Here is a 21,040-nt window from a genome sequence, read left to right on the forward strand (position 1 = left end):
GACCCCGCGATTCCAAGCCTGATAAGAGATAGCGCCATCAGGCATCAAGGTGAAACGTCAGCGTTTCACCTTGTTCACCCACCAGATCCCCGAACACACCAGCACCAGCGCTACCGCATATTTCCATTCGAGAATGTTTTCACCGAGGAATATTGCCGACAGCACTGCACCCGAAACCGGGATCAGGAAGTTAAACGGCGCAATCATCCCCACGCGATTATGCTTGAGCAGAATACTCCACAAGGCGAAAGCGACCGAAGAGAGTAACGTCAGGTAGCCGAGAATCGCCACCGAAGACGCACCGTGTACGGTTAGCGTGCCGCCAAAAGCGTAGCCGCCGATAACCAACGCCAGACCGCCACCGCCCAACTGGTACCCTGTCATTACCGTCGGGTCCACCGTCTGAGAAATACGTTTTCCATATAGCGTGGCAGCAGAGAGAATAAAGGCTGCCATCACTACTGAGCCGTCGCCTAACAGGCTGAAGCTAAAATCCATTCCGCTGCTAAAGTTCACCACCATTACGCCGGTAAAGCCCAGAATACAGCCCAGCGCTTTGTTGTAGCTCAGTTTGTCGTTATGGTAGATAAAATGGGCCAGCAGCACGCTGAAGAAGGTCCCGGTCGCATTCATGATGGACCCTTTCACTCCCGTCGTGAACGCCAGGCCAACGTAGAAGAAGATGTATTGCAGCGAGGTTTGCGTTAGCCCCAACAGCGTGAGTTGGCCGTACTGACGCGGGCTTAACCGGCCAATCGGTTTACGCTGCGCTACCGCCAGCAGTAGCAGCAATAATCCCGCAAACAAAAAGCGATATCCGGCAAAGACAATCTTTGAGGGAATGTCATCCGTGGCAATCTGGAAGATCTCATATCCGCTTTTGATCGCCGGATAGGCGCTCCCCCACAACAGACAGCAGAACGCTGCGCTCAGGTAGACAACATTTTTACGCGCAAACAGAGGTTGGTGCGTTGGTTCCATTCCATCACCACTTTGAAATAATGTTTTATTTTTGTGATTATCCCGAAAAGGATAAAGAATAGCCAGAGAGAAAAGCGGGGGGAACAGAAAAGCAAAACGCCGGCACAGGGCCGGCGCTTTTACGCGGTCATCAGAATAAAAACTTATTCTGCAACTACGTTTACAGTCAGCTTAGCAAACACTTCGCTGTGAACCTGGAAGCTCACTTCGTGCTCGCCAGTGGTACGCAGAACGCCGTTCGGCAGACGAACTTCGCTCTTAGCTACTTCAACGCCAGCTGCAGTTACAGCGTCAGCGATGTCGCGAGTACCGATGGAACCGAACAGTTTACCTTCGTCGCCAGCTTTAGACGCGATGGTTACGGTTTCCAGTGCGTTGATTTTCTCAGCACGAGCTTCAGCAGCGGACAGAACGTCAGCCAGTTTAGCTTCCAGCTCAGCGCGACGCGCTTCGAAAAATTCAACGTTTTTCTTGGTAGCAGGAACAGCTTTACCCTGTGGTACCAGGAAGTTACGAGCATAGCCCGCTTTAACGTTAACCTGATCACCCAGGCTACCCAGGTTTGCTACTTTATCAAGCAGAATAACTTGCATTACCTTATCCTCTCAAAGTCGTATTAATGGACCGTGACCGATTACTGATGACGATCAGTGTACGGCAGCAGGGACAGGTAGCGAGCGCGTTTGATAGCGCGAGCCAGCTGACGCTGGTATTTTGCACGGGTACCGGTGATACGGCTTGGGACAATCTTACCGCTTTCGGTGATGTAGTTTTTCAGCGTAGCGATATCTTTATAGTCGATCTCTTGAACGCCTTCCGCGGTGAAACGGCAGAACTTGCGACGACGGAAATAACGTGCCATATGGCTAGTCTCCAGAATCTATCAATTCAATCTGCTCGGCATGCAGAACCATTTTGCTCAGGCCGTTCTTTGCCTTGTGGCAAGAGATGAACCCCTGAACGGTCACTGCGCTACCGACCGTTATACTGTGAGTAATGGCCTGGTTTTCTTGTCCGCTAATAATAACGGGCATTTGGCACCACGCCTGCCGGTGAAACCCGGCTTCCTCCTGCACAGAACGATGCTCAAGCACGAACTGGCAATGAGGAATTCCTGATGGACTGACCTTTCGAAGGGGGGCCCTGCACACAGTGCCGGACAACGCCAGACGGTTGGTCATCAGAAATTACTCTTCAGAATCCCCAGCTTCAGCATCATCTGCGGTTTCGTTAGCGAAATCATCGCGACGTTCACGACGCTCGTCTTTCGCTTTAACCATCGGAGATGCTTCGGTAACAGCGTGTTTAGTACGCATAACCATGCTGCGGATAACGGCATCGTTGAAGCGGAAGGTAGTTTCCAGCTCATCGATCACTTCCTGCGGCGCTTCAACGTTCATCAGAACGTAGTGAGCTTTGTGCAGTTTGTTGATCGGGTAAGCCAGCTGACGGCGGCCCCAGTCTTCCAGACGGTGGATCGTGCCTTCTGCACCAGTGATGGCAGCAGTGTAGCGTTCGATCATACCCGGAACCTGTTCGCTCTGGTCAGGATGGACCATAAAAACGATTTCGTAATGACGCATCGAATTGCTCCTTACGGATTATTCAGCCTCCTGTCTGGGTCAGCCGAGGCCCATGGAGGCAAGGAACGTGTTAAAGGTCGGCTGAAAAATGACGCGTCATAATACTGGGGTCAGCAGGTAAACTCAAGGTGCTTGTACGATTATTTATCATGTTGCCATTAATACATATCCAGCAGCATTTTGATGCTGATACAAATGGAGACAATGACAATCATGGGTCGGATGACTTTCTTACCGCGCGTCAGTACGACTGTCGCACCAAGACGTGCGCCAAGGGATTGCCCTGCAAACATCACCAAACCCAGCGACCAGATCATTTTACCGCCGAAAATGAAGAACAAAATCGAGGCGATGTTCGACGCCAGGTTAATAAAATTCGAGTGGATTTGCGCTTTATCAATACTGTATCCCCACAGCAGAATATAGCTGAGGGTATAAAAGGAACCTGCCCCAGCCCCGAGAAAGCCATCATAAAAACCAATACATCCCCCACCGATCAACGAGAAGAGAAACAGGGATACCTGCTGCTTTCTTTTCGGTTCGCTAAGGTTTGGCGCAAAAATAAAGTAAATGGCGACTGCGATAATCAGGATTGGGAGCAGTTTCTTCAGCAGTTCCGGTTCAATGAACTGGATAAGCGTCGTTCCCAGCGCAGAACCGATAAAGGCAGATAAAAACACATACTTGTGCTCCTGCACGTTGATATGTCCTCGGCGTAAAAAGTAAATTCCGGAGGTCAGCGAGCTACCCAGAGCCTGAATTTTATTGGTTGCCAGCGCATTAGCCGGGGGTAAACCAGAAATTAAGAGTGCGCCAATAGAGAGAAATCCACCACCACCCGACACCACGTTAATAAAGCCAGCCACCAGCGCGACCATAAACATAACCACGAAATAGCTGAAATCCATGAATGAAGTATCCATAAGTTTTTGCCTTATTATCATAAAGTTATATTAATTATCCGGCTCACTATAAACGGCGTACTCACCCGATTAAATTGACTATTTAGTAAGAGCTTATGCGCGAAAGGCAGGTATTTTTTCACCGCAGCGGTATACACCAGCAGACTGTTAATTAAAGAAAAGATGGCTATGCGGTAATTTTTTGAACAACTGCATCAGAAATGGTCGCTATCGACTGCGCTGGTAGCGGTTAAAATTACATCAGAAGTTAATCACTCACAGGAGAGAGGCAACCAGAGACCGCAGTCGAGGAGGTACATATGCGAGCCCGTGTTTTGACCCTTCTGGCTGTGCTTTTGCTCAGTGCAAATGCAACGGCAGCCATCAAAATTGATAACCATCAGGCCAGGAACATGGATGATGTGCAGAGCTTAGGCGTCATTTACATAAATCATAACTTCGCCACTGAAAGTGAAGCCACTCAGGCCCTGAAGGAAGAGACCGATGCGCAAGGCGCAACCTACTACCACGTGATCCTCACCAGGGAACCCGGTAGTAACGGAAATATGCACGCCAGTGCAGATATTTATCGTTAACACCAGAAATAACCAACGAGAACATTGCCACAGTTTGACTTGCCCCCTTCACTGGGGGCTTTTTTTGCAAAACAATCCCGAAGCCAGACCGATCTCATCCCCATGAAGAGTTGGCTCCGGAACGTTTATTCCTACTTCTGCCCGTAATAGGCATTTGGGCCGTGCTTACGCATGAAGTGCTTATTCATCAGATAACTGTCGATGGGGCTAAGAGCCGGATTAATGCCACGCGCAATCCATGCCATTTTTGCCACCTCTTCCATCACCACCGCGTTATGTACCGCGTCATGAGCATCTTTGCCCCAGGCAAACGGGCCATGCTGGTACACCACTACGCCTGGCGTATGCAAAGGTTCCACCTCCCCCAGCGTTTCAACAATCACCCTGCCGGTATTCAGCTCATACTCATCCTGAACTTCCGCTTCAGTTAACGCCCGGGTGCAGGGGATATCGCCAAAGAAGTAGTCCGCATGCGTCGTGCCTAGCGCAGGAATTGCCAGACCTGCCTGCGCCCATGCCGTCGCGTGGGTTGAGTGGGTATGCACCACGCCGCCAAGAGAGGAATAGCGACGATACAGCGCCAGATGGGTGGCGGTATCGGAAGAAGGACGATAGCGTCCTTCCACCACGTTGCCGTGCAGATCCACAACTACCATGTCGTCCACTGTCATTGTCTGGTAGTCGACGCCGCTGGGCTTAATCACCACCATCCCGCGTTCGCGGTCGATGGCGCTGACATTACCCCAGGTAAACGACACCAGCCCGTAGCGCGGCAGATCCATATTAGCCTCAAAAACCTGCTGTTTGAGTTTTTGCATTACACCGCCTCCACCAGACCGGCGCTGGCCATACGCGCTTTCACCCAGTCGCGCGCCTTCGCCACTTCACGTGCCGGGTCGTCCGACGTTTCACTCCACATCTCAATCAGGTATGGCCCGCAATACCCACTCTGTTTGAGCGTCGCAAAACAACGTTCGAAATCGACAACCCCTTCACCAAACGGCACATTTTTGAATACGCCGGGTTTGGTATCTTTCACGTGTACGGCAACGATATGGCCCATTCCCGCCTGCAGCTCCATCTGCACATCGTTGTCCCACGCCGACAAATTGCCGATATCGGGATACAACTGGAACCACGGATTGTTGAGATAGTGAGCGTATCCCAGCGCCTTACTGATCGAATTCATCAGTGGATAATCCATGATTTCCATCGCCAGCGTCACCTGTGCACGGCTCGCCATCTCTACGCTTTCTTTCAGCCCATCGCGAAACCGACGACGCGTTTCGTTATTGGCCTGCTGGTAATAAACGTCGTAACCCGCCAGTTGAATAACGCGAATACCGATATCCTGCGCAAACTGAATGGCTTTACGCATGATCTCCAGCCCCTGTTCGCGTACCGCATCATCTTCACTGCCCAGCGGGAAACGTCGATGAGCGCTCAGGCACATGGACGGTACCCGTATCCCTGTCTCGGCGATAGCGGCCACCAGCGCCAGTCGCTGCTCGCGGTTCCAGTCAAGACGCGCCAGGCGAGCGTCGGTTTCATCAACCGACATTTCGACAAAGTCAAAGCCCAGTTCCTTCGCCAGCTGCAAACGTTCCAGCCAGCACTCCCCGCCGGGGAGTGCCTTTTCATAAATACCGAGCGGGACCTGTTTCGACAACATAGTCGCTCCTTATCCCCACAGCTGGGCGATAGAACGTTTGAACTGACGGGCCGCTTCCACCGGAGAGGCGGCATCGCGAATGCTGCGACCGGCAATAAATACGTGAATCGGAATTCCCTGGAACAGCGGCAGATCTTCCAACGCCAGACCGCCGGTGACGGTGACTTTAAAGCCCATCTCAGACAGGCGTTTGATCGCGCTGATATCCGCCTCTCCCCACGCCACACCCGCTGCCTGCGCATCACGGCTGCGGTGATACACAACTTGCCCAATGCCCGCGTCACGCCACTCTTGCGCCTGCTCCCAGGTCCAGTAACCCGTCAGTTCAATCTGTACATCACCGTTAAATTCTTTCGCCACCTCCAGTGCCCCCCTGGTGGTGTTGATATCCGCACAGCAGATGACGGTGACCCAGTCAGCGTTGGCTTCGAAACACATTCGGGAGAGGATTTTTCCCGCATCGGCAATTTTGGCGTCCGCCAGCACAATTTTATGCGGGTAAAGCGCCTTCAGATCGCGTACGGCGCGCACGCCCTCTGCCACGCAAAGAATAGTGCCCACCTCAATGATATCGACCTCTTCGGCAATCAGACGCGTCGTTTCATACGCGGAAGACATTGATTGGTTATCCAGCGCAACCTGCAACATAGGTAATGACATTTTGGTATCCTTTTAAACAGCCGCCGCAGTGGCGTTATCAATTAAATCCAACACTTCCTGCGCGGTGCGACAGGCGCGTAAACGGTCGAAATTGGCTTCGTCATCAAAGAGATTCACGATCTGCATGATGCCCACCTCCTGATGCGTGTTGGCATCAACTGCCGCCATCGTTATCAGAATATCGACCGGGTCGTTATCTTCGTGGTTAAACACCAGCGGCGTTTTCAGCGTCACCAGCGCAAAACCGGTTTTCTTGACCCCTTCCTCCGGACGGCCGTGCGGCATTGCCAAGCCTGGTGCAATCACAAAGTACGGGCCAAACTGCTCAACGCCATCAAGGATGGCCTGGTAGTAGCGTGGTTCAACCACATCGGCCTTAACCAGCAGATCCACACCAAGCTTTACCGCTTCCTGCCAGGTACTGGCCTCGGCTTGCAAAAGGATGGAATTATTGTCTGCCAGCGAGTCACGTAATTTCATATGCCGCCCCTTACTTCACGTCCTGCGGGAAATGCGCTTTGATCACTTCCAGCAGTTTTGGTCCAAAATCGGCAGGAGACAGCATGTTGCGTACGCCAACGACATATTTATTGCCAGAAACGGTAATCTCACCGGCGATATGCGTAGAGGCGATGATGATATCCGCGCCGCTCAGTTCACTTTTGTATTCGCCCACGGCGCAGCTGTTTACCGTATGGTCAATATTTGACTGGGTTAAAAACTGGTCCACCTTCATTTTCATGATCATGGAACTGCCCTGCCCATTGCCACACACAGCCAGAATACGTACGGTCATAATCGGAACTCCTTATTAAGCAGAGTGTTCTGCCAGTTGTTTTTCTGCGTCTTCCTCAGCACGCAACGTGCGCCCTGCGAAAAACATATAAGCCAGTGCAATCAGAATAATGACGGCCATAAACACGATGCCGATGGAGGCAAAGCCTTGCATCATCGGCGGTGCCAGAATTGACCAGTCCGCCATGCCCATCCAGGCGCTCATACCGGTGAGCTTAACCGCCCAGACGCAGCCGAAGATTTCGATCATCCCCATCACCAGGCAAATCTTGAGCGCCGCGCGCCAGCCGCCAAAGTGGTTAGCAAATACGCCGATAGTGGCGTTCGAGAAGAACATCGGGATAAAGCCTGGGATAATCAGGATGGAAGAGCCGCAGGCAACCAGAATACCTACCGCGATCAGTTGGCCGATGGTACCCCACATAAAGCCCCAGACCACCGCGTTGGGGGCAAAGCTGTAAATCGCTGCGCAGTCGATAGCCAACACCGCGCCGGGGATCAGACGTTGAGAGATACCGTTGAACGCTTCTGAAAGTTCAGCAACGAACATACGTACGCCCTGGGTGATGATGAAGATAGCGACAGCAAACGAAAAACCGGTTTGCAGGATATAGACCGTCCAGTGGGTTTTACCCGCCATCGCCTGAACCACATCTATGCCGAAAGAGAGCAGGATCGCCCCGAAAAAGATGGTCATCACAATCGCGGTGGAAACGATGTTGTCATGGAAGATATTCAGCCAGCCCGGCAGCTTGAGATCTTCTACGCTCTCCTCTTTCTTACCCAGATACGGCGCGACTTTGTAAGCAATCCAGGAGGCGAACTGCTGCTGGTGACCGATGGAAAAACCACAGCCGTCAGTTACTTCCTGCGTCGGTTTGTACATCATATTGGAGGTAATGCCCCAGTAGAGCGACACCAGCACCGCGGTACAGATGATGGTGGTCCACATCGGGTAACCAAAGATGTAGAAAGAGACAGCAATCAGCCCCGCCTGCTGGAACATGATGTGCCCAGTCAGCATGATGGTTCGAATGCCGGTAATACGCCGTAGCAGTACGTAACAAATGTTCAGCGCCAGCGCTAACAGTACGGCGTACCCTACCCAACTGTAGGCATCACCCATTCGTTCGATGGTTGCCATCATGGAGGCATAGGTATCGGAGATCGCGCCATTGATACCGTAAACCTCAGACATCTTCGCCACCACCGGTTTAAACGTGCTGGTCAGAATGCCCGACCCTGCCTGCAATAACATAAAACCGATAATCGTTTTGATCGTGCCTTTGATAATGACGCTGACACTTTTACGCAACAGGATGTAGCCGAGGCAGGTCACAATACCCAACAGCAACGGTGCATTGGTCATGACCTGATTAAAAAAGACGGTAAAGATGTTGTAGAGGATCTCCATAACGATCTCCAGTAGACGAAGTTGCTGAACATTCATTACAGATGCCCAGGATGTTGTGCCCTCACTCTAATTTTCAAAAGTAATCACAACAAGATTGAATTTGATTAAATGTGATGAAGTACGCAAATAATTCTCTTACTTGCAGAGTGGATTTACTTCAAATTCATACACACCAAAATAAATTCATTTAAAACAATAAAATACAAAAATACATTTCATATAAACCATCTTGTCACGTTGTTATTTGTTCACATTTTCCCATTCAACACCAAAAATCAGCGCATTGCCTTCTTGAGAAAATGATGTCAGTATCAATCAAAACAAATCATCATTTGATTCAACTTGAACAAACATGAAGGTAATTGCGATGAGTAAAGTAAAAAGCATCACGCGTGAATCATGGATTCTGAGCACATTCCCGGAGTGGGGAAGCTGGCTCAATGAAGAGATCGAGCAGGAACAGGTCGCACCTGGCACTTTCGCTATGTGGTGGCTTGGCTGCACCGGAATTTGGCTAAAGTCTGAAGGCGGAACTAACGTCTGCGTCGATTTCTGGTGCGGTACGGGTAAACAGAGTCACGGTAACCCGCTGATGAAAACCGGTCACCAGATGCAACGCATGGCGGGCGTGAAGAAGCTGCAGCCAAACCTGCGCACCACGCCGTTTGTTCTTGATCCGTTTGCCATTCGTCAGATCGATGCGGTGCTGGCCACGCACGATCATAACGATCACATCGACGTAAATGTTGCAGCAGCCGTCATGCAGAACTGTGCCGACGACGTGCCGTTTATTGGACCGCAGACTTGTGTGGATCTGTGGATCGGTTGGGGTGTACCAAAAGAGCGCTGCATCGTGGTAAAACCTGGCGATGTGGTGAAAGTGAAAGATATTGAAATTCATGCGCTTGATGCGTTTGATCGTACGGCATTGATCACGCTTCCTGCCGATCAAAAAGCGGCAGGCGTGCTGCCGGATGGTATGGATGCCCGCGCCGTAAACTATCTGTTCAAAACGCCGGGCGGTACGCTTTATCACAGCGGTGATTCACACTACTCCAACTACTATGCAAAGCATGGCAATGAGCACCAGATCGACGTCGCGCTCGGATCCTACGGCGAGAATCCACGGGGAATTACGGACAAAATGACCAGTTCCGACATGCTGCGTATGGCGGAGGCCCTGAATACAAAAGTGGTGATCCCTTTCCATCACGATATCTGGTCAAACTTCCAGGCCGATCCTCAGGAGATCCGCGTACTGTGGGAGATGAAAAAAGATCGGCTGAAGTATGGCTTTAAGCCTTTTATCTGGCAGGTGGGTGGCAAGTTCACCTGGCCGCTGGACAAAGATAACTTTGAATATCACTATCCGCGCGGCTTTGACGACTGCTTCACGATTGAACCGGATTTACCGTTTAAATCGTTCTTGTGAACCACACAAAATGCCGGGCCATCCCGGCATTTTTTCCCATTTACTTTAGTATTTCCAGGCTATTTCAAATATCATCTTTTCAAATCAATTTGTATCGGAATAGCTCATGACTGAAGCACAAAGACATCAAATATTGCTGGATATGCTGGCGCAGTTGGGCTTTGTTACCGTTGAGAACGTGATTGAGCGTCTGGGGATTTCACCCGCCACAGCACGCCGGGATATCAACAAACTCGATGAAAGCGGCAAACTCAAGAAAGTCCGCAACGGCGCAGAAGCTATTACCCAGCAGCGACCGCGCTGGACGCCAATGAATCTGCACCAGGCACAGAACCACGATGAAAAAGTTCGCATTGCCAAGGCGGCATCCCAGCTTGTGAATGCGGGTGAAAGCGTGGTGATCAACTGCGGATCGACCGCCTTTCTGCTGGGTCGCGAAATGTGCGGCAAGCCGGTGCAGATCATCACTAATTATCTGCCGCTGGCAAACTATCTGATCGACCAGGAGCATGACAGCGTGATCATCATGGGAGGGCAATATAACAAAAGCCAATCCATCACGCTTAGCCCGCAAGGCAGTGAAAATAGCCTGTATGCCGGGCACTGGATGTTCACCAGTGGCAAAGGGTTGACCGCAGATGGACTGTATAAAACCGATATGCTCACCGCGATGGCGGAGCAGAAGATGCTTAACGTGGTGGGCAAACTGGTGGTGTTGGTCGATAGCAGTAAGGTCGGTGAACGCGCGGGGATGCTGTTCAGCCGCGCCGATCAAATCGATATGCTGATTACCGGCAAAAATGCGAACCCTGAGATCCTGCAACAACTCGAAGCTCAGGGCGTGAGCATTATGCGCGTTTAAAGGTGCTGGCGGAAAAACGTCACCGTCGCAGCCAGCGCTTCTGGCGTGATGCGATGTCGTACGCCCGCTTCCCACAGGCAGGTCAGATTGTTGTCCAAACCTGCCTGAATCAGCGCTTGCTGTAAGCGGAAAGTTTCAACAGCCGGTACAACATCATCATCCTGTCCATGCCACAGCAGCAACGGCCTGTCAGCGAGGCGTGGTAACTGATGCGTAACATCCCATTCGGCAAGCGGGGCGATAACGGCATCAAATTCCGCCTGTTGCTCTGGGGTCTGAACCAGTAAAGGGGGAAACAGCGTCTGCGCAAGACGGGTAAAATAGCCTGAACCCATCAGGCTGGCTACACATTTAACCTCAGGATGGCGCGCCATTATGCCCAATGCTGTCATTCCCCCCATCGACGCCCCACCGACGGCAAGCCGCTCATCTGAAAGCCAATTTTCCGCCACCAGCGCCGCACGTAACGTCGTAAACTCCTGCATATTTTGCTGCAAAATATGCCAGAAGCGATGCATCCGCACCTGGGCATCGCTTTTGAAGCGAGCGCCATGGTCTGGCGCATCTGGCATGACGACCCGGAACCCGGCCTGAGCCAGAGCAACGGCAAAATAGCTGTAAACCAGGCTTGAAGAGGTAAACCCGTGATAGAAGATAATACAAGGGAGTGAACATTCGCGTTTGCCAGCCGGAACGGCGTGCAGGACAGGGATACCCGCCAACTGTCGTGTTTCAATTTCGATCATTTGTCGCCTCTTTCTTTCTGGTATGCCATGCAGCAATACTTAACGCAAGCGAATGTGTTCGGCAATGATTCATAATGTTGAGAACTGGGTTACGCTTTCGCAACATTTTCATTCGAAAATCGCGTGAGAGATAACAATTCGGGAACATTCCCCTAAAGGGAAATTAATAAGGCACTACACTATGGCTATCAGGAAACGAGATAGAGTTATGCGTCGGTTTGCCTCTTTGTTGTTGGTTATGTTTTTAAGCGCCTGTAGCGTGCTACAGGGAACGCCACAACCCGCACCGCCCGTTGCCGACCACCCGCAGGAGATCCGCCGTGACCAGAGTAATGGGTTACAGCGATTAGGGACGGTTAGCGCGCTGGTAAGAGGCTCTCCGGATGATGCGCTGGCAGAGATCCGTGCCAAAGCCGCCGCGGCTAAAGCTGATTACTACGTGGTTTTATTAGTGGATGAAACTATCGTGACAGGCCAATGGTATTCACAGGCTATTTTGTATCGTAAATAACATTGGGTTGAAATTTAGTCAGCTTTACATTGCTTTGCGCCCCTATGCGTTTACCTGTGCACAATAAACCAACAGCAGGAAGCTTGAGGTTTATTATCGCGATGGAATGCCCTGCCGTGTGTAGGGGTACGAATAATGGAGCTGACGATGAAACAATCACTTGCCTTATCCTCACTGCTGCTTTCTGCCGGACTGGTAGGTACTACGGCGCAGTCTGCCGAATTCGCCAGTGCTGACTGTGTTACTGGCCTGAACGAAATTGGCCAGATATCTGTCAGTAACATTGCAGGAAATCCGCAGGATGTAGAACGTGTTGTCGCGTTAAAAGCGGATGAACAAGGTGCCTCATGGTATCGGATCATTCAAATGTACGAAGATCAGCAGCCCGACAACTGGCGCGTACAGGCCATACTCTATGCTTAACACATTGCCGGATGGCGTAAACTTATCTGAGCTACAGTGAACTGTAGACATGATAAGACGCGAAAGCGTCGCCATCAGGCATATTATTACCGTAATCCCCCCGTTGCCCGCAGAAGCAAATCATTCAGCACCTGCTCAGACAATCGTAGTCCCCCCCGCGTATCAAGCATCATTTGGCACCAGGCCTGCGCCACTGGTGGAGAGGCATAGCGCAACATCTGCGCTCCGCAACCAAGCTGAAAAAGCTGCTGCGTAATCTCCCGCCCCAATGCCTCGCTGGGTTTACGTAAACGCTGCTGGAGCTGACGTACCATTCGATCGTAATGTCGGTCTTGCCCTTTGACTTCCGCAAAGGCTTCACTGAGCATCTCGTATATGCCGGGTTGTTTGGTCAGTACCCGCAATACATCAAGGCACATAATGTTACCAGAGCCTTCCCAGATACTGTTTACCGGCATTTCACGATACAAACGCGGCAGCTCGCTCTCCTCGCAATAGCCAATCCCACCCAGCACTTCCATCGCCTCTGCCACAAATGGCATACCGCTTTTGCAAACGGAGAATTTCGCTGCTGGCGTGAACAACCTGGCCCACAGCGCTTCTTTAGCATCAGCACGGCGGTCCCAGGCCCGCGCCAGTCGAAACAGTAACGCCGTTTGACCTTCCAGTTGGAGCGCCATCCGACCTAACACTTGACGCATCATCGGCTGTTCAATCAATGGCTTGCCAAAAACCTGTCGCTGGTGAGCATGGTAAATCGCGACGGAAAAAGCACGCCGCATCATACCGTGACTACCGAGCGCACAGTCAAAACGCGTCATCCCCCCCATTTTCAGGATATGGCGTATACCTTCCCCTTCGTCACCCAATAGCCAGCCAATCGCATCGTGGAATTCAACCTCGCAGCTGGCGTTGGAGCGGTTGCCTAACTTATCTTTCAATCTCTCAAGACGGATAGCATTACGCTGCCCGTCAGGTAAAAATCGCGGCACAAAAAAGCAGGATAATCCCCCCTTAGCCTGGGCCAGCACTAAATGGGCATCGCTTTGCGGCACGGAGAAAAACCACTTATGTCCCACCAGCCGATACGAGCCGTCAGCAAGACGTTCTGCCTGAGTGGTATTGCTCAGCACATCTGAACCACCCTGCTTCTCGGTCATGCCCATACCGATAAGCAGCCCACGCTTTTGCCCACCGGGCAGCAAATGCGAGTCATAACGGTCGCTTAGCAGCGGCGTAAGCCAGTCGTGAAAGGGGGCGGGTAACATTTGAAGTAACAGCGGCGTGGCGGCAAAAGTCATGGTCACCGGACACAACGTGCCAGCTTCAACCTGCGCATGCAGCATGAAACGCGCCGCCCGGGCAACAAATGTTCCCTGCCTCGCATCTTCTTCCCAGGCCAGATTATGTACGCGGTTGGCGCATAATCCCTGCATCAGCAAATGCCAGGCAGGATGAAAACGCACATCATCCAGCCGCTGCCCCTGCGGGTCGTAGCGCAACAGTTCAGGTGGAAAAGCATTGGCCAGACGGCCCAGTTCGAGCGACTCGGCAGTCCCTAGCTGCTGACCAATACTGGCGAGAAGATCGCTGTCCCAACCAGCGCCTTCGCGGATAATCGCTTCGCACAGCGCGCCATCGGACAAATATAAGTTACTGTTATTGAGCGGTACAGGTTGGTTAAAAACGGTATGCGTTTGCCAGTGCATTGTGTCTCCCTCCGTCAATGGCCGTCGCTTTAAGTATGGTCAGCCAGACAAGAGAGTGCCTGGGATTCAGGTCACAAAAAAGCCATCCCGAGGGATGGCTTAAGAGACATAGAGAATGAATTAGCCGCGCTGGCGGACGGCTTCAAACAGGCAGATGCCCGTCGCAACTGAAACGTTCAATGACGAAACGCTCCCTGCCATCGGGATGCTGATCAGTTCGTCACAGTGTTCGCGGGTCAGACGGCGCATACCTTCACCCTCTGCGCCCATCACCAGCGCCAGACGACCGGTCATTTTGCTCTGATAGAGAGTATGGTCGGCTTCACCTGCGGTTCCGACGATCCAGATATTCTCTTCCTGCAGCATACGCATGGTGCGCGCCAGGTTGGTCACGCGGATCAGCGGTACGCTTTCTGCCGCACCACAGGCCACTTTTTTCGCCGTCGCATTCAACTGTGCGGAACGATCCTTCGGTACGATTACAGCATGTACGCCAGCAGCATCAGCGCTACGCAGGCATGCACCCAGGTTATGCGGATCGGTGACGCCATCGAGAATCAAAAAGAACGGCTGATCGAGCGTAGCAATCAGATCCGGCAGATCGTTTTCCTGATACTGACGGCCCGGCTTCACGCGAGCAATAATCCCCTGATGTACCGCACCCTCGCTTTTCTCATCCAGAAACTGACGGTTAGCCAGTTGAATGACAACACCCTGTGCTTCCAGTGCGTGGATCAGCGGCAGCAGGCGTTTATCTTCACGACCTTTGAGAATAAAGACGTCCTGGAAGCGCTCAGGCGCACGTTCCAGCAGGGCCTGCACCGCATGGATGCCGTAAATCATTTCACTCATGAATGTACTCGTTAATAGTTTATGCGTAACGCCGGGCAACGCGAAGGTTGCCCGACTTACAGTCTATGGCTGTTATTGTGCGACTTTCTTTTTCGCCGCACGTTTAGCTTTAGTGGCGGCAGCAATTTTAAGCGTTTTTGCCGAAGGCTTTTTCGCTTTTTTATCACCTTTCTTCTCAGCCGCATTCTTATCCGCCTGAGGTTTGGCTCTGCCTTTCTTCTCGCCGCGGAAAGCGCTGTCCGGCTCGAAATTCACCTTTTTGCCCATCTGACGACGTTTACCGGTATTTTTACCCGCATCGCCTTTTTTGGCTTTTTCGCGCGCGGTTTTCCCTTCATTACGCGGCGCACGTTCGCTGGAGATCAAGCTGAAGTCGATCTTACGCTCGTCCATGTTGACTGCTTCCACGCGAACTTCCACGCGATCGCCCAGGCGATACATCTGGCCGCTGGATTCCCCCGTCAGGCGCTGCCCAACCTGGTCGAAACGATAGTAGTCGTTATCCAGAGAGGAGACATGCACCAGACCGTCGATAAACAGTTCATCAAGACGGACAAAGAAACCAAATCCGGTCACGCTGGCAATCACGCCTTTGAAGACATTACCCACCTGGTCCAGCATGAAGTCGCACTTCAGCCAGTCAGAGACATCACGCGTGGCTTCATCAGCACGGCGCTCGGCCATCGAACAGTGCTGACCCAGTTGCAGCATCTCTTCCATCGAATAATGGTAGCCACCGGTTTCCGTGGTGTTGCCCTTATGGCCCTGCTCCTGCGCCAGCAGATACTTAATCGCCCGGTGCAAGGAGAGATCCGGGTAACGACGGATCGGTGAAGTAAAGTGTGCATAAGATTGCAGCGCCAGGCCAAAGTGACCACGGTTTTCCGGATCATAAATCGCCTGCTTCATCGAACGCAGCAGCATGGTTTGCAGCATTTCTGCGTCAGGACGGTCAGCAATCGACTCCAGCAGTTCAGCGTAATCACGCGGCTCAGGTTTGTTGCCACCAGGCAGCTCCAGCCCCAGCTCTGACAGGACGGAACGGAACGAGTTAATCGCTTCGGTCGTCGGCTTATCGTGAATACGGAACAGCGCTGGCTCTTTGGCTTTCTCAACGAATCGTGCCGCGGAGATGTTCGCCATGATCATGCACTCTTCAATCAGCTTGTGCGCGTCGTTACGCTGCGTCTGCTCGATACGCTCAATACGGCGTTCAGCATTGAAGATAAACTTCGCCTCTTCACTTTCAAACGAGATACCGCCACGCTCTTCACGGGCCTTATCCAGCACTTTGTAGAGGTTATGCAGCTCTTCAATGTGTTTAACCAGCGGTGCGTACTGCTCACGCAGCTCCTGGTCGCCTTGCAGCATATGCCAGACCTTGGTGTAGGTCAGACGTGCGTGGGAACTCATGACCGCTTCGTAGAATTTAAAGCCGGTTAAACGGCCTTTCGACGAAATGGTCATTTCACAGACCATACACAACCTGTCCACCTGCGGGTTGAGTGAACACAATCCGTTGGACAGCACTTCCGGCAGCATCGGAACAACCTGCGACGGGAAGTAAACGGATGTGCCACGGCTACGCGCTTCCTGGTCCAGCGGAGTCGGCGGGCGAACGTAATAGCTTACGTCAGCAATCGCCACCCATAAACGCCAACCACCGCCGCGTTTCTTCTCGCAATAAACCGCATCGTCGAAGTCACGCGCATCTTCGCCATCGATAGTCACCAGCGGCAGGGAGCGCAGATCGACACGTCCTACTTTCGCCTCTTCCGGCACTTCTTCTTTCAGCCCGGCGACCTGTTTCTCAACCGCCTGCGGCCAGATATATGGGATTTCATGAGTACGCAGGGCCATATCAACGGCCATGCTGGTTCCCATGTTGTCACCCAGCACTTCAACAATTTTACCCACCGCTTTAGTGCGGCGAGTTGGACGCTGGGTCAGTTCAACGACAACCACAAAGCCCATACGAGCGCCCATTACCTCTTCCGGCGGGATCAGAATATCGAAGCTCAGGCGGCTGTCGTCTGGGACGACAAATCCAACACCAGCGTCGGTGAAGTAGCGGCCGACAATCTGGCTGGTTTTCGGCACCAGTACGCGCACAATACGCGCTTCGCGGCGACCTTTACGGTCCGCGCCCAACGGCTGCGCCAGCACCTGATCGCCATGAATGCAGGTTTTCATTTGCTCGCTGGACAGATACAGGTCATCTTTGCGGCCTTCAACGCGCAGAAAGCCGTAGCCATCACGGTGGCCAATAACGGTACCTTTCAGCAGGTCGAGACGCTCCGGCAGCGCATAGCATTGACGACGGGTGAAGACCAGTTGTCCGTCACGCTCCATCGCGCGCAGGCGACGACGCAGCGCTTCTTGCTGCTCTTCACCTTCAATATTGAGTTCAGCGGCCAGCTCATCGCGGTTGGCCGGCTTTTCACGTTTAGTTAAATGTTCGAGGATAAATTCCCGGCTCGGGATAGGATTCGCGTATTTTTCTGCTTCGCGTTCCTGGAAAGGATCTTGTGACATGTCGGTTCCTCCGTCATCATCGCTGCTGGCGGGAGTCGTTACTCCACCAGCAATAATTTATAAAGCGGTTGATTCTTTTCAACCAAATCAGCAAGTGTGTAGTTGTCCAGTTCCGTGAGAAAACTTTGCACTGCTTTAGAAAGCGCCTGTTTGAGTCGACAGGCCGGGGTAATATGGCAAAACTCGCTGCTACAGTTGACCAACGATAAGGGTTCCAGCTCGCGAACCACATCACCAATACCAATATCCTTAGCGGGTTTACCCAGGCGGATACCGCCATTTTTTCCTCGAATAGCAGTAACAAAGCCCGCCCGGCTAAGTTGATTGATTATTTTGACCATATGATTACGGGACACGCCGTAGACTTCTGTCACCTCAGAAATACTGGTCATACGTCCTTCGGGAAGTGACGCCATGTAGATTAGCGCACGTAATCCGTAATCGGTGAAACTTGTTAACTGCACATCAACCTCAGGAAAAGGGATAAAACGGATATACCTGGTAGTATTAATTACATTGATGATAAACCAGCCACCAGCCAGGTCGCTAATTTATTTCAGTTCGGGAAGGAAAAAAGCGAGGAACTTACGTGATTTTAAGCCGGATTCTGATGCAAAGCACCTTATCCGGCATAAATTAGTGCAAGCGCAGCGCCGTTTGACGCTACGCTATAACCAGAATTATGCGTCGAACGGGTCGCGCAGGATCATGGTTTCAGTACGGTCTGGGCCAGTTGAGATAATATCAATCGGCACACCGGTCAGTTCTTCAATACGCTTGATGTAGTTCAGCGCTGCCTGCGGCAGACCGCTACGTTCCTTCACGCCGAAGGTGGATTCAGACCAACCCGGCATGGTTTCGTAAATCGGCTCGATACCTTTCCAGTCGTCAGCTGCCAGCGGAGTAGTCGTTACTTCGCGGCCGTCCGGCATACGGTAAGCAACACAGATTTTCACCTCTTTCAAACCGTCCAGTACGTCCAGTTTGGTCAGGCAGAAGCCAGACAGGGAGTTAATCTGTACTGCACGGCGTACAGCAACGGAATCCAGCCAACCGGTACGACGACGACGACCGGTGGTCGCGCCATACTCGTTACCTTGTTTGCACAGGAACTCGCCAACGTCATCAAACAGCTCAGTCGGGAACGGACCCGCACCTACACGAGTAGAGTAAGCTTTGATGATACCCAGAACGTAGTCCACATAACGTGGGCCCAGGCCGGAGCCGGTTGCCACGCCACCTGCGGTGGTGTTGGAGGACGTTACGTACGGATAGGTACCGTGGTCGATATCCAGCAGCGTACCCTGCGCACCTTCAAACATGACGAAATCGCCACGCTTACGCGCCTGGTCCAGCAGATCGGAAACATCAACAACCATTGAGGTCAGGATGTCGGCGATAGCCATCACATCATCCAGCACTTTCTGGTAGTCAACTGCTTCAACTTTATAGAAATTCACCAGCTGGAAGTTGTGATATTCCATCACTTCTTTCAGTTTTTCAGCGAAAGTTGCTTTATCAAACAGATCGCCAACACGCAGACCGCGACGAGCTACTTTGTCTTCATAAGCCGGACCGATACCACGACCGGTAGTACCGATCGCTTTCTCGCCACGCGCTTTCTCACGAGCGTTATCCAACGCAACGTGATAATCAAGGATCAGCGGACAAGCTTCAGACAGCAGCAGGCGCTCGCGAACCGGGATACCACGATCTTCCAGTCCTTTCATTTCTTTCATCAGCGCGGACGGAGACAGAACAACACCGTTACCGATGATGCTGATTACGTTTTCGCGAAGAATGCCTGATGGAATAAGATGGAGGACGGTTTTTTCACCGTTGATTACGAGAGTATGGCCTGCGTTGTGACCACCCTGGTAGCGCACAACATATTTAGCCCGTTCAGTCAGAAGATCGACGATCTTCCCTTTACCTTCGTCACCCCATTGGGTGCCCAGTACGACGACGTTGTTACCCATTTTTCAAAATCACCGTTTGCTTAAAAATGGATTCTACCACCGCTTTTTCAGATATACAGCACTTTTTGCATGCGAAAATCCGCAAATTAGTCTACTTAATGATCAGCCAATCGTTTTCCTCAACATGTAGTAGACCACAACGCCCGCAACCACAAGACCTCCACCAAAACGACGCAAAATATTTTCGGGAAGTTGCGCCATTGCAGAGATCATTTTCTTCCATGCGCTGGGATAAAGCATCGGACCCAGCCCTTCCAGCACCAAAACCAGCGCGAGCGCCAGCAAAATTGTTGAATTCATCCATCGCCCTTATATAAAAAGAAAACCACCGCATCCCTGGAGATGCCGGTGGTTTTGCTGCTTTAAAACCGCTGGAACGCGATTAGCGTGTCGCGGTATTTGGTGTCTTCATGTAGCGGAAGAAATCGCTGTCCGGGCTCATGACCATCACGTCCTGATTCCCTTCAAAGCTCTTCTCGTAAGCACGCAGGCTACGGATAAAGGCGTAGAAGTCCGGATCCTGACTGAACGCATCGGCAAACAGCTTAGCGGCTTCTGCATCGCCTTCACCGCGCATAATACGGCCCTGACGCTCAGATTCTGCCAGCGTTTTAGTGACTTCATAGTCAGCCGTTGCACGCAGTTTTTCCGCCTCTTCCTGGCCTTGTGAACGATGGCGACGCGCTACCGCTTCACGCTCAGCGCGCATACGGTTGTAGATAGCCTCGGACACTTCAGCAGGCAGGTTGATTTGCTTAATACGCACGTCAACTACTTCGATGCCCAATGCTGCCATACTGTTCGGGTTGATGACCGGTACTTTACCGTTCGTTTCAGCCTGAACACGTTCAGCCGCTTCGGCAATCGCGCTATCTGCTGCCGGAGTCGCCACTTCATCTTCCGTGCCAGCAGAACCGGAGTTCAGCGCGTCACGAACTTCCAGGGTCAGACGACCGCGGGAATCGGTAACGATGTCCTTCACGTCCAGACGACCAATTTCAGAACGCAGACGGTCAGAGAACTTACGTTTCAGCAGGACTTCCGCCTGAGAAACATCGCCACCGCCCGTTGCCAGGTAGTAACGGCTAAAGTCACTGATGCGCCACTTGATGTAGGAGTCAACGATCAGGTCTTTCTTCTCTTTGGTAACAAAGCGATCGGCCTGGTTGTCCATGGTCTGAATACGCGCATCCAGCATCTTCACAGATTCAATAAACGGAATCTTGAAGTGCAGGCCTGGTGCAACGACCAGCGGCTTGTTTTCATCGTCACGCAGAACTTTACCAAAGCGCAGAGTAATACCGCGCTCGCCTTCTTTGACCACAAAGACAGACATGAACAGAACTACCAGAACGATGATGATAATCGCAATAACTGACTTACGCATC

Annotated in this window: 25 protein-coding genes; 5 read left to right on the forward strand and 20 right to left on the reverse strand. The window is 52.0% G+C overall.

The window, feature by feature from the left end; genetic code table 11:
- Positions 1–57 precede the first annotated feature (57 nt).
- The 6 genes from OGY08_RS14970 to OGY08_RS15000 all read right to left on the reverse strand — a co-directional run bounded on the left by OGY08_RS14970 (position 58) and on the right by OGY08_RS15000 (position 3,487).
- Positions 58–981 carry a DMT family transporter gene (locus OGY08_RS14970; RefSeq protein WP_286565996.1) on the reverse strand — a complete coding sequence of 308 codons (924 nt, stop codon included), beginning with the start codon at positions 979–981 and terminating at the stop codon, positions 58–60.
- Positions 982–1,124: 143 nt separating this feature from the next.
- On the reverse strand, positions 1,125–1,574 hold the full coding sequence (gene rplI / locus OGY08_RS14975) for a 50S ribosomal protein L9 (protein ID WP_003025676.1): 450 nt from the start codon (positions 1,572–1,574) through the stop codon (positions 1,125–1,127).
- A 41-nt stretch (positions 1,575–1,615) separates the two neighbouring features.
- Positions 1,616–1,843, reverse strand: a complete 228-nt coding sequence (gene rpsR, locus OGY08_RS14980) for a 30S ribosomal protein S18 (RefSeq protein ID WP_000135199.1) — start codon at positions 1,841–1,843, stop codon at positions 1,616–1,618.
- A 4-nt stretch (positions 1,844–1,847) separates the two neighbouring features.
- Positions 1,848–2,162, reverse strand: coding sequence for a primosomal replication protein N (gene priB, locus OGY08_RS14985; RefSeq protein WP_111466208.1), 315 nt, complete (start codon positions 2,160–2,162; stop codon positions 1,848–1,850).
- Positions 2,163–2,168: 6 nt separating this feature from the next.
- Positions 2,169–2,564 (reverse strand): 30S ribosomal protein S6, encoded by a 396-nt coding sequence (rpsF, locus tag OGY08_RS14990; RefSeq protein WP_003025672.1) that lies wholly within the window; start codon positions 2,562–2,564, stop codon positions 2,169–2,171.
- Between the two features lie 158 nt (positions 2,565–2,722).
- Positions 2,723–3,487 (reverse strand): TSUP family transporter, encoded by a 765-nt coding sequence (locus tag OGY08_RS15000; RefSeq protein WP_003830447.1) that lies wholly within the window; start codon positions 3,485–3,487, stop codon positions 2,723–2,725.
- Between the two features lie 299 nt (positions 3,488–3,786).
- Between OGY08_RS15000 and yjfY the strand changes: the two genes are divergently transcribed.
- Positions 3,787–4,062: a DUF1471 family protein YjfY gene (gene yjfY, locus OGY08_RS15005; RefSeq protein ID WP_125363005.1), complete on the forward strand. Its 276-nt coding sequence runs from the start codon at positions 3,787–3,789 to the stop codon at positions 4,060–4,062.
- A 131-nt stretch (positions 4,063–4,193) separates the two neighbouring features.
- Here yjfY and OGY08_RS15010 read toward each other — a convergent pair whose 3' ends face one another.
- From OGY08_RS15010 to ulaA, 6 genes are read right to left on the reverse strand one after another with little or no spacing between them, the layout of a single operon-like run.
- Complete coding sequence (locus OGY08_RS15010; protein WP_125363004.1) at positions 4,194–4,880, reverse strand: L-ribulose-5-phosphate 4-epimerase; 687 nt, start codon at positions 4,878–4,880, stop codon at positions 4,194–4,196.
- Complete coding sequence (locus OGY08_RS15015; protein ID WP_008786014.1) at positions 4,880–5,734, reverse strand: L-ribulose-5-phosphate 3-epimerase; 855 nt, start codon at positions 5,732–5,734, stop codon at positions 4,880–4,882. The genes OGY08_RS15010 and OGY08_RS15015 overlap by 1 nt, the downstream gene beginning before the upstream one ends.
- A gap of 9 nt (positions 5,735–5,743) precedes the next feature.
- Positions 5,744–6,394: a 3-keto-L-gulonate-6-phosphate decarboxylase UlaD gene (gene ulaD / locus OGY08_RS15020; protein WP_060682846.1), complete on the reverse strand. Its 651-nt coding sequence runs from the start codon at positions 6,392–6,394 to the stop codon at positions 5,744–5,746.
- Positions 6,395–6,406: 12 nt separating this feature from the next.
- On the reverse strand, positions 6,407–6,874 hold the full coding sequence (gene ulaC / locus OGY08_RS15025; protein ID WP_006686330.1) for a PTS ascorbate transporter subunit IIA: 468 nt from the start codon (positions 6,872–6,874) through the stop codon (positions 6,407–6,409).
- Positions 6,875–6,884: 10 nt separating this feature from the next.
- Complete coding sequence (gene ulaB, locus OGY08_RS15030; RefSeq protein ID WP_003025655.1) at positions 6,885–7,190, reverse strand: PTS ascorbate transporter subunit IIB; 306 nt, start codon at positions 7,188–7,190, stop codon at positions 6,885–6,887.
- Between the two features lie 15 nt (positions 7,191–7,205).
- The gene (ulaA, locus tag OGY08_RS15035) at positions 7,206–8,603 is read right to left on the reverse strand and encodes a PTS ascorbate transporter subunit IIC (RefSeq protein ID WP_003830456.1); all 1,398 of its coding nucleotides are present in this window, start codon (positions 8,601–8,603) and stop codon (positions 7,206–7,208) included.
- Positions 8,604–8,970: 367 nt separating this feature from the next.
- Between ulaA and ulaG the strand changes: the two genes are divergently transcribed.
- Both ulaG and ulaR read left to right on the forward strand, forming a co-directional pair.
- Positions 8,971–10,035: an L-ascorbate 6-phosphate lactonase gene (gene ulaG / locus OGY08_RS15040; protein WP_003025649.1), complete on the forward strand. Its 1,065-nt coding sequence runs from the start codon at positions 8,971–8,973 to the stop codon at positions 10,033–10,035.
- A gap of 106 nt (positions 10,036–10,141) precedes the next feature.
- Positions 10,142–10,897 (forward strand): HTH-type transcriptional regulator UlaR, encoded by a 756-nt coding sequence (gene ulaR, locus OGY08_RS15045; protein ID WP_003025646.1) that lies wholly within the window; start codon positions 10,142–10,144, stop codon positions 10,895–10,897.
- Here the strand turns inward: ulaR and yjfP are convergent.
- Positions 10,894–11,643, reverse strand: a complete 750-nt coding sequence (gene yjfP, locus OGY08_RS15050) for an esterase (protein WP_048227203.1) — start codon at positions 11,641–11,643, stop codon at positions 10,894–10,896. The genes ulaR and yjfP overlap by 4 nt on opposite strands.
- A gap of 181 nt (positions 11,644–11,824) precedes the next feature.
- On the opposite strand from yjfP, the gene bsmA reads away from it, so the two are divergent.
- Positions 11,825–12,154, forward strand: coding sequence for a biofilm peroxide resistance protein BsmA (gene bsmA / locus OGY08_RS15055; protein ID WP_057066585.1), 330 nt, complete (start codon positions 11,825–11,827; stop codon positions 12,152–12,154).
- Between the two features lie 147 nt (positions 12,155–12,301).
- The gene (yjfN, locus tag OGY08_RS15060; RefSeq protein ID WP_003830465.1) at positions 12,302–12,577 is read left to right on the forward strand and encodes a DUF1471 family protease activator YjfN; all 276 of its coding nucleotides are present in this window, start codon (positions 12,302–12,304) and stop codon (positions 12,575–12,577) included.
- Between the two features lie 86 nt (positions 12,578–12,663).
- Here yjfN and OGY08_RS15065 read toward each other — a convergent pair whose 3' ends face one another.
- The 7 genes from OGY08_RS15065 to hflC all read right to left on the reverse strand — a co-directional run bounded on the left by OGY08_RS15065 (position 12,664) and on the right by hflC (position 21,039).
- Positions 12,664–14,286: an isovaleryl-CoA dehydrogenase gene (locus tag OGY08_RS15065; RefSeq protein ID WP_125363003.1), complete on the reverse strand. Its 1,623-nt coding sequence runs from the start codon at positions 14,284–14,286 to the stop codon at positions 12,664–12,666.
- 120 nt (positions 14,287–14,406) lie between these two features.
- Positions 14,407–15,138 (reverse strand): 23S rRNA (guanosine(2251)-2'-O)-methyltransferase RlmB, encoded by a 732-nt coding sequence (rlmB, locus tag OGY08_RS15070; RefSeq protein ID WP_003830482.1) that lies wholly within the window; start codon positions 15,136–15,138, stop codon positions 14,407–14,409.
- A 72-nt stretch (positions 15,139–15,210) separates the two neighbouring features.
- A complete protein-coding gene (gene rnr / locus OGY08_RS15075; protein ID WP_008786007.1) occupies positions 15,211–17,673 on the reverse strand; it encodes a ribonuclease R in 2,463 nt (820 codons plus the stop codon).
- Between the two features lie 38 nt (positions 17,674–17,711).
- Entirely contained in the window at positions 17,712–18,137 is a 426-nt protein-coding gene (gene nsrR, locus OGY08_RS15080) for a nitric oxide-sensing transcriptional repressor NsrR (protein ID WP_003830485.1), read from the reverse strand.
- A gap of 216 nt (positions 18,138–18,353) precedes the next feature.
- The gene (gene purA / locus OGY08_RS15085; protein ID WP_003025606.1) at positions 18,354–19,652 is read right to left on the reverse strand and encodes an adenylosuccinate synthase; all 1,299 of its coding nucleotides are present in this window, start codon (positions 19,650–19,652) and stop codon (positions 18,354–18,356) included.
- Between the two features lie 102 nt (positions 19,653–19,754).
- Positions 19,755–19,952, reverse strand: coding sequence for a DUF2065 domain-containing protein (locus tag OGY08_RS15090; protein WP_003025602.1), 198 nt, complete (start codon positions 19,950–19,952; stop codon positions 19,755–19,757).
- 82 nt (positions 19,953–20,034) lie between these two features.
- Positions 20,035–21,039: a protease modulator HflC gene (gene hflC, locus OGY08_RS15095; RefSeq protein WP_003830491.1), complete on the reverse strand. Its 1,005-nt coding sequence runs from the start codon at positions 21,037–21,039 to the stop codon at positions 20,035–20,037.
- Position 21,040 lies beyond the last annotated feature (1 nt).

It is taken from the genome of Citrobacter sp. Cpo069 (genome assembly GCF_030332785.1).
Taxonomy (GTDB): Bacteria; Pseudomonadota; Gammaproteobacteria; order Enterobacterales; family Enterobacteriaceae; genus Citrobacter; species Citrobacter portucalensis.

Bases quoted from the DNA above. Each gene is read 5' to 3' on its own strand.
- OGY08_RS14970 (WP_286565996.1), bottom strand. From the start codon at position 981: ATGGAACCAACGCACCAACCTCTGTTTGCGCGTAAAAATGTTGTCTAC.
- rplI (WP_003025676.1), bottom strand. From the start codon at position 1,574: ATGCAAGTTATTCTGCTTGATAAAGTAGCAAACCTGGGTAGCCTGGGT.
- rpsR (WP_000135199.1), bottom strand. From the start codon at position 1,843: ATGGCACGTTATTTCCGTCGTCGCAAGTTCTGCCGTTTCACCGCGGAA.
- priB (WP_111466208.1), bottom strand. From the start codon at position 2,162: ATGACCAACCGTCTGGCGTTGTCCGGCACTGTGTGCAGGGCCCCCCTT.
- rpsF (WP_003025672.1), bottom strand. From the start codon at position 2,564: ATGCGTCATTACGAAATCGTTTTTATGGTCCATCCTGACCAGAGCGAA.
- OGY08_RS15000 (WP_003830447.1), bottom strand. From the start codon at position 3,487: ATGGATACTTCATTCATGGATTTCAGCTATTTCGTGGTTATGTTTATG.
- yjfY (WP_125363005.1), top strand. From the start codon at position 3,787: ATGCGAGCCCGTGTTTTGACCCTTCTGGCTGTGCTTTTGCTCAGTGCA.
- OGY08_RS15010 (WP_125363004.1), bottom strand. From the start codon at position 4,880: ATGCAAAAACTCAAACAGCAGGTTTTTGAGGCTAATATGGATCTGCCG.
- OGY08_RS15015 (WP_008786014.1), bottom strand. From the start codon at position 5,734: ATGTTGTCGAAACAGGTCCCGCTCGGTATTTATGAAAAGGCACTCCCC.
- ulaD (WP_060682846.1), bottom strand. From the start codon at position 6,394: ATGTCATTACCTATGTTGCAGGTTGCGCTGGATAACCAATCAATGTCT.
- ulaC (WP_006686330.1), bottom strand. From the start codon at position 6,874: ATGAAATTACGTGACTCGCTGGCAGACAATAATTCCATCCTTTTGCAA.
- ulaB (WP_003025655.1), bottom strand. From the start codon at position 7,190: ATGACCGTACGTATTCTGGCTGTGTGTGGCAATGGGCAGGGCAGTTCC.
- ulaA (WP_003830456.1), bottom strand. From the start codon at position 8,603: ATGGAGATCCTCTACAACATCTTTACCGTCTTTTTTAATCAGGTCATG.
- ulaG (WP_003025649.1), top strand. From the start codon at position 8,971: ATGAGTAAAGTAAAAAGCATCACGCGTGAATCATGGATTCTGAGCACA.
- ulaR (WP_003025646.1), top strand. From the start codon at position 10,142: ATGACTGAAGCACAAAGACATCAAATATTGCTGGATATGCTGGCGCAG.
- yjfP (WP_048227203.1), bottom strand. From the start codon at position 11,643: ATGATCGAAATTGAAACACGACAGTTGGCGGGTATCCCTGTCCTGCAC.
- bsmA (WP_057066585.1), top strand. From the start codon at position 11,825: ATGGCTATCAGGAAACGAGATAGAGTTATGCGTCGGTTTGCCTCTTTG.
- yjfN (WP_003830465.1), top strand. From the start codon at position 12,302: ATGAAACAATCACTTGCCTTATCCTCACTGCTGCTTTCTGCCGGACTG.
- OGY08_RS15065 (WP_125363003.1), bottom strand. From the start codon at position 14,286: ATGCACTGGCAAACGCATACCGTTTTTAACCAACCTGTACCGCTCAAT.
- rlmB (WP_003830482.1), bottom strand. From the start codon at position 15,138: ATGAGTGAAATGATTTACGGCATCCATGCGGTGCAGGCCCTGCTGGAA.
- rnr (WP_008786007.1), bottom strand. From the start codon at position 17,673: ATGTCACAAGATCCTTTCCAGGAACGCGAAGCAGAAAAATACGCGAAT.
- purA (WP_003025606.1), bottom strand. From the start codon at position 19,652: ATGGGTAACAACGTCGTCGTACTGGGCACCCAATGGGGTGACGAAGGT.
- OGY08_RS15090 (WP_003025602.1), bottom strand. From the start codon at position 19,952: ATGAATTCAACAATTTTGCTGGCGCTCGCGCTGGTTTTGGTGCTGGAA.
- hflC (WP_003830491.1), bottom strand. From the start codon at position 21,039: ATGCGTAAGTCAGTTATTGCGATTATCATCATCGTTCTGGTAGTTCTG.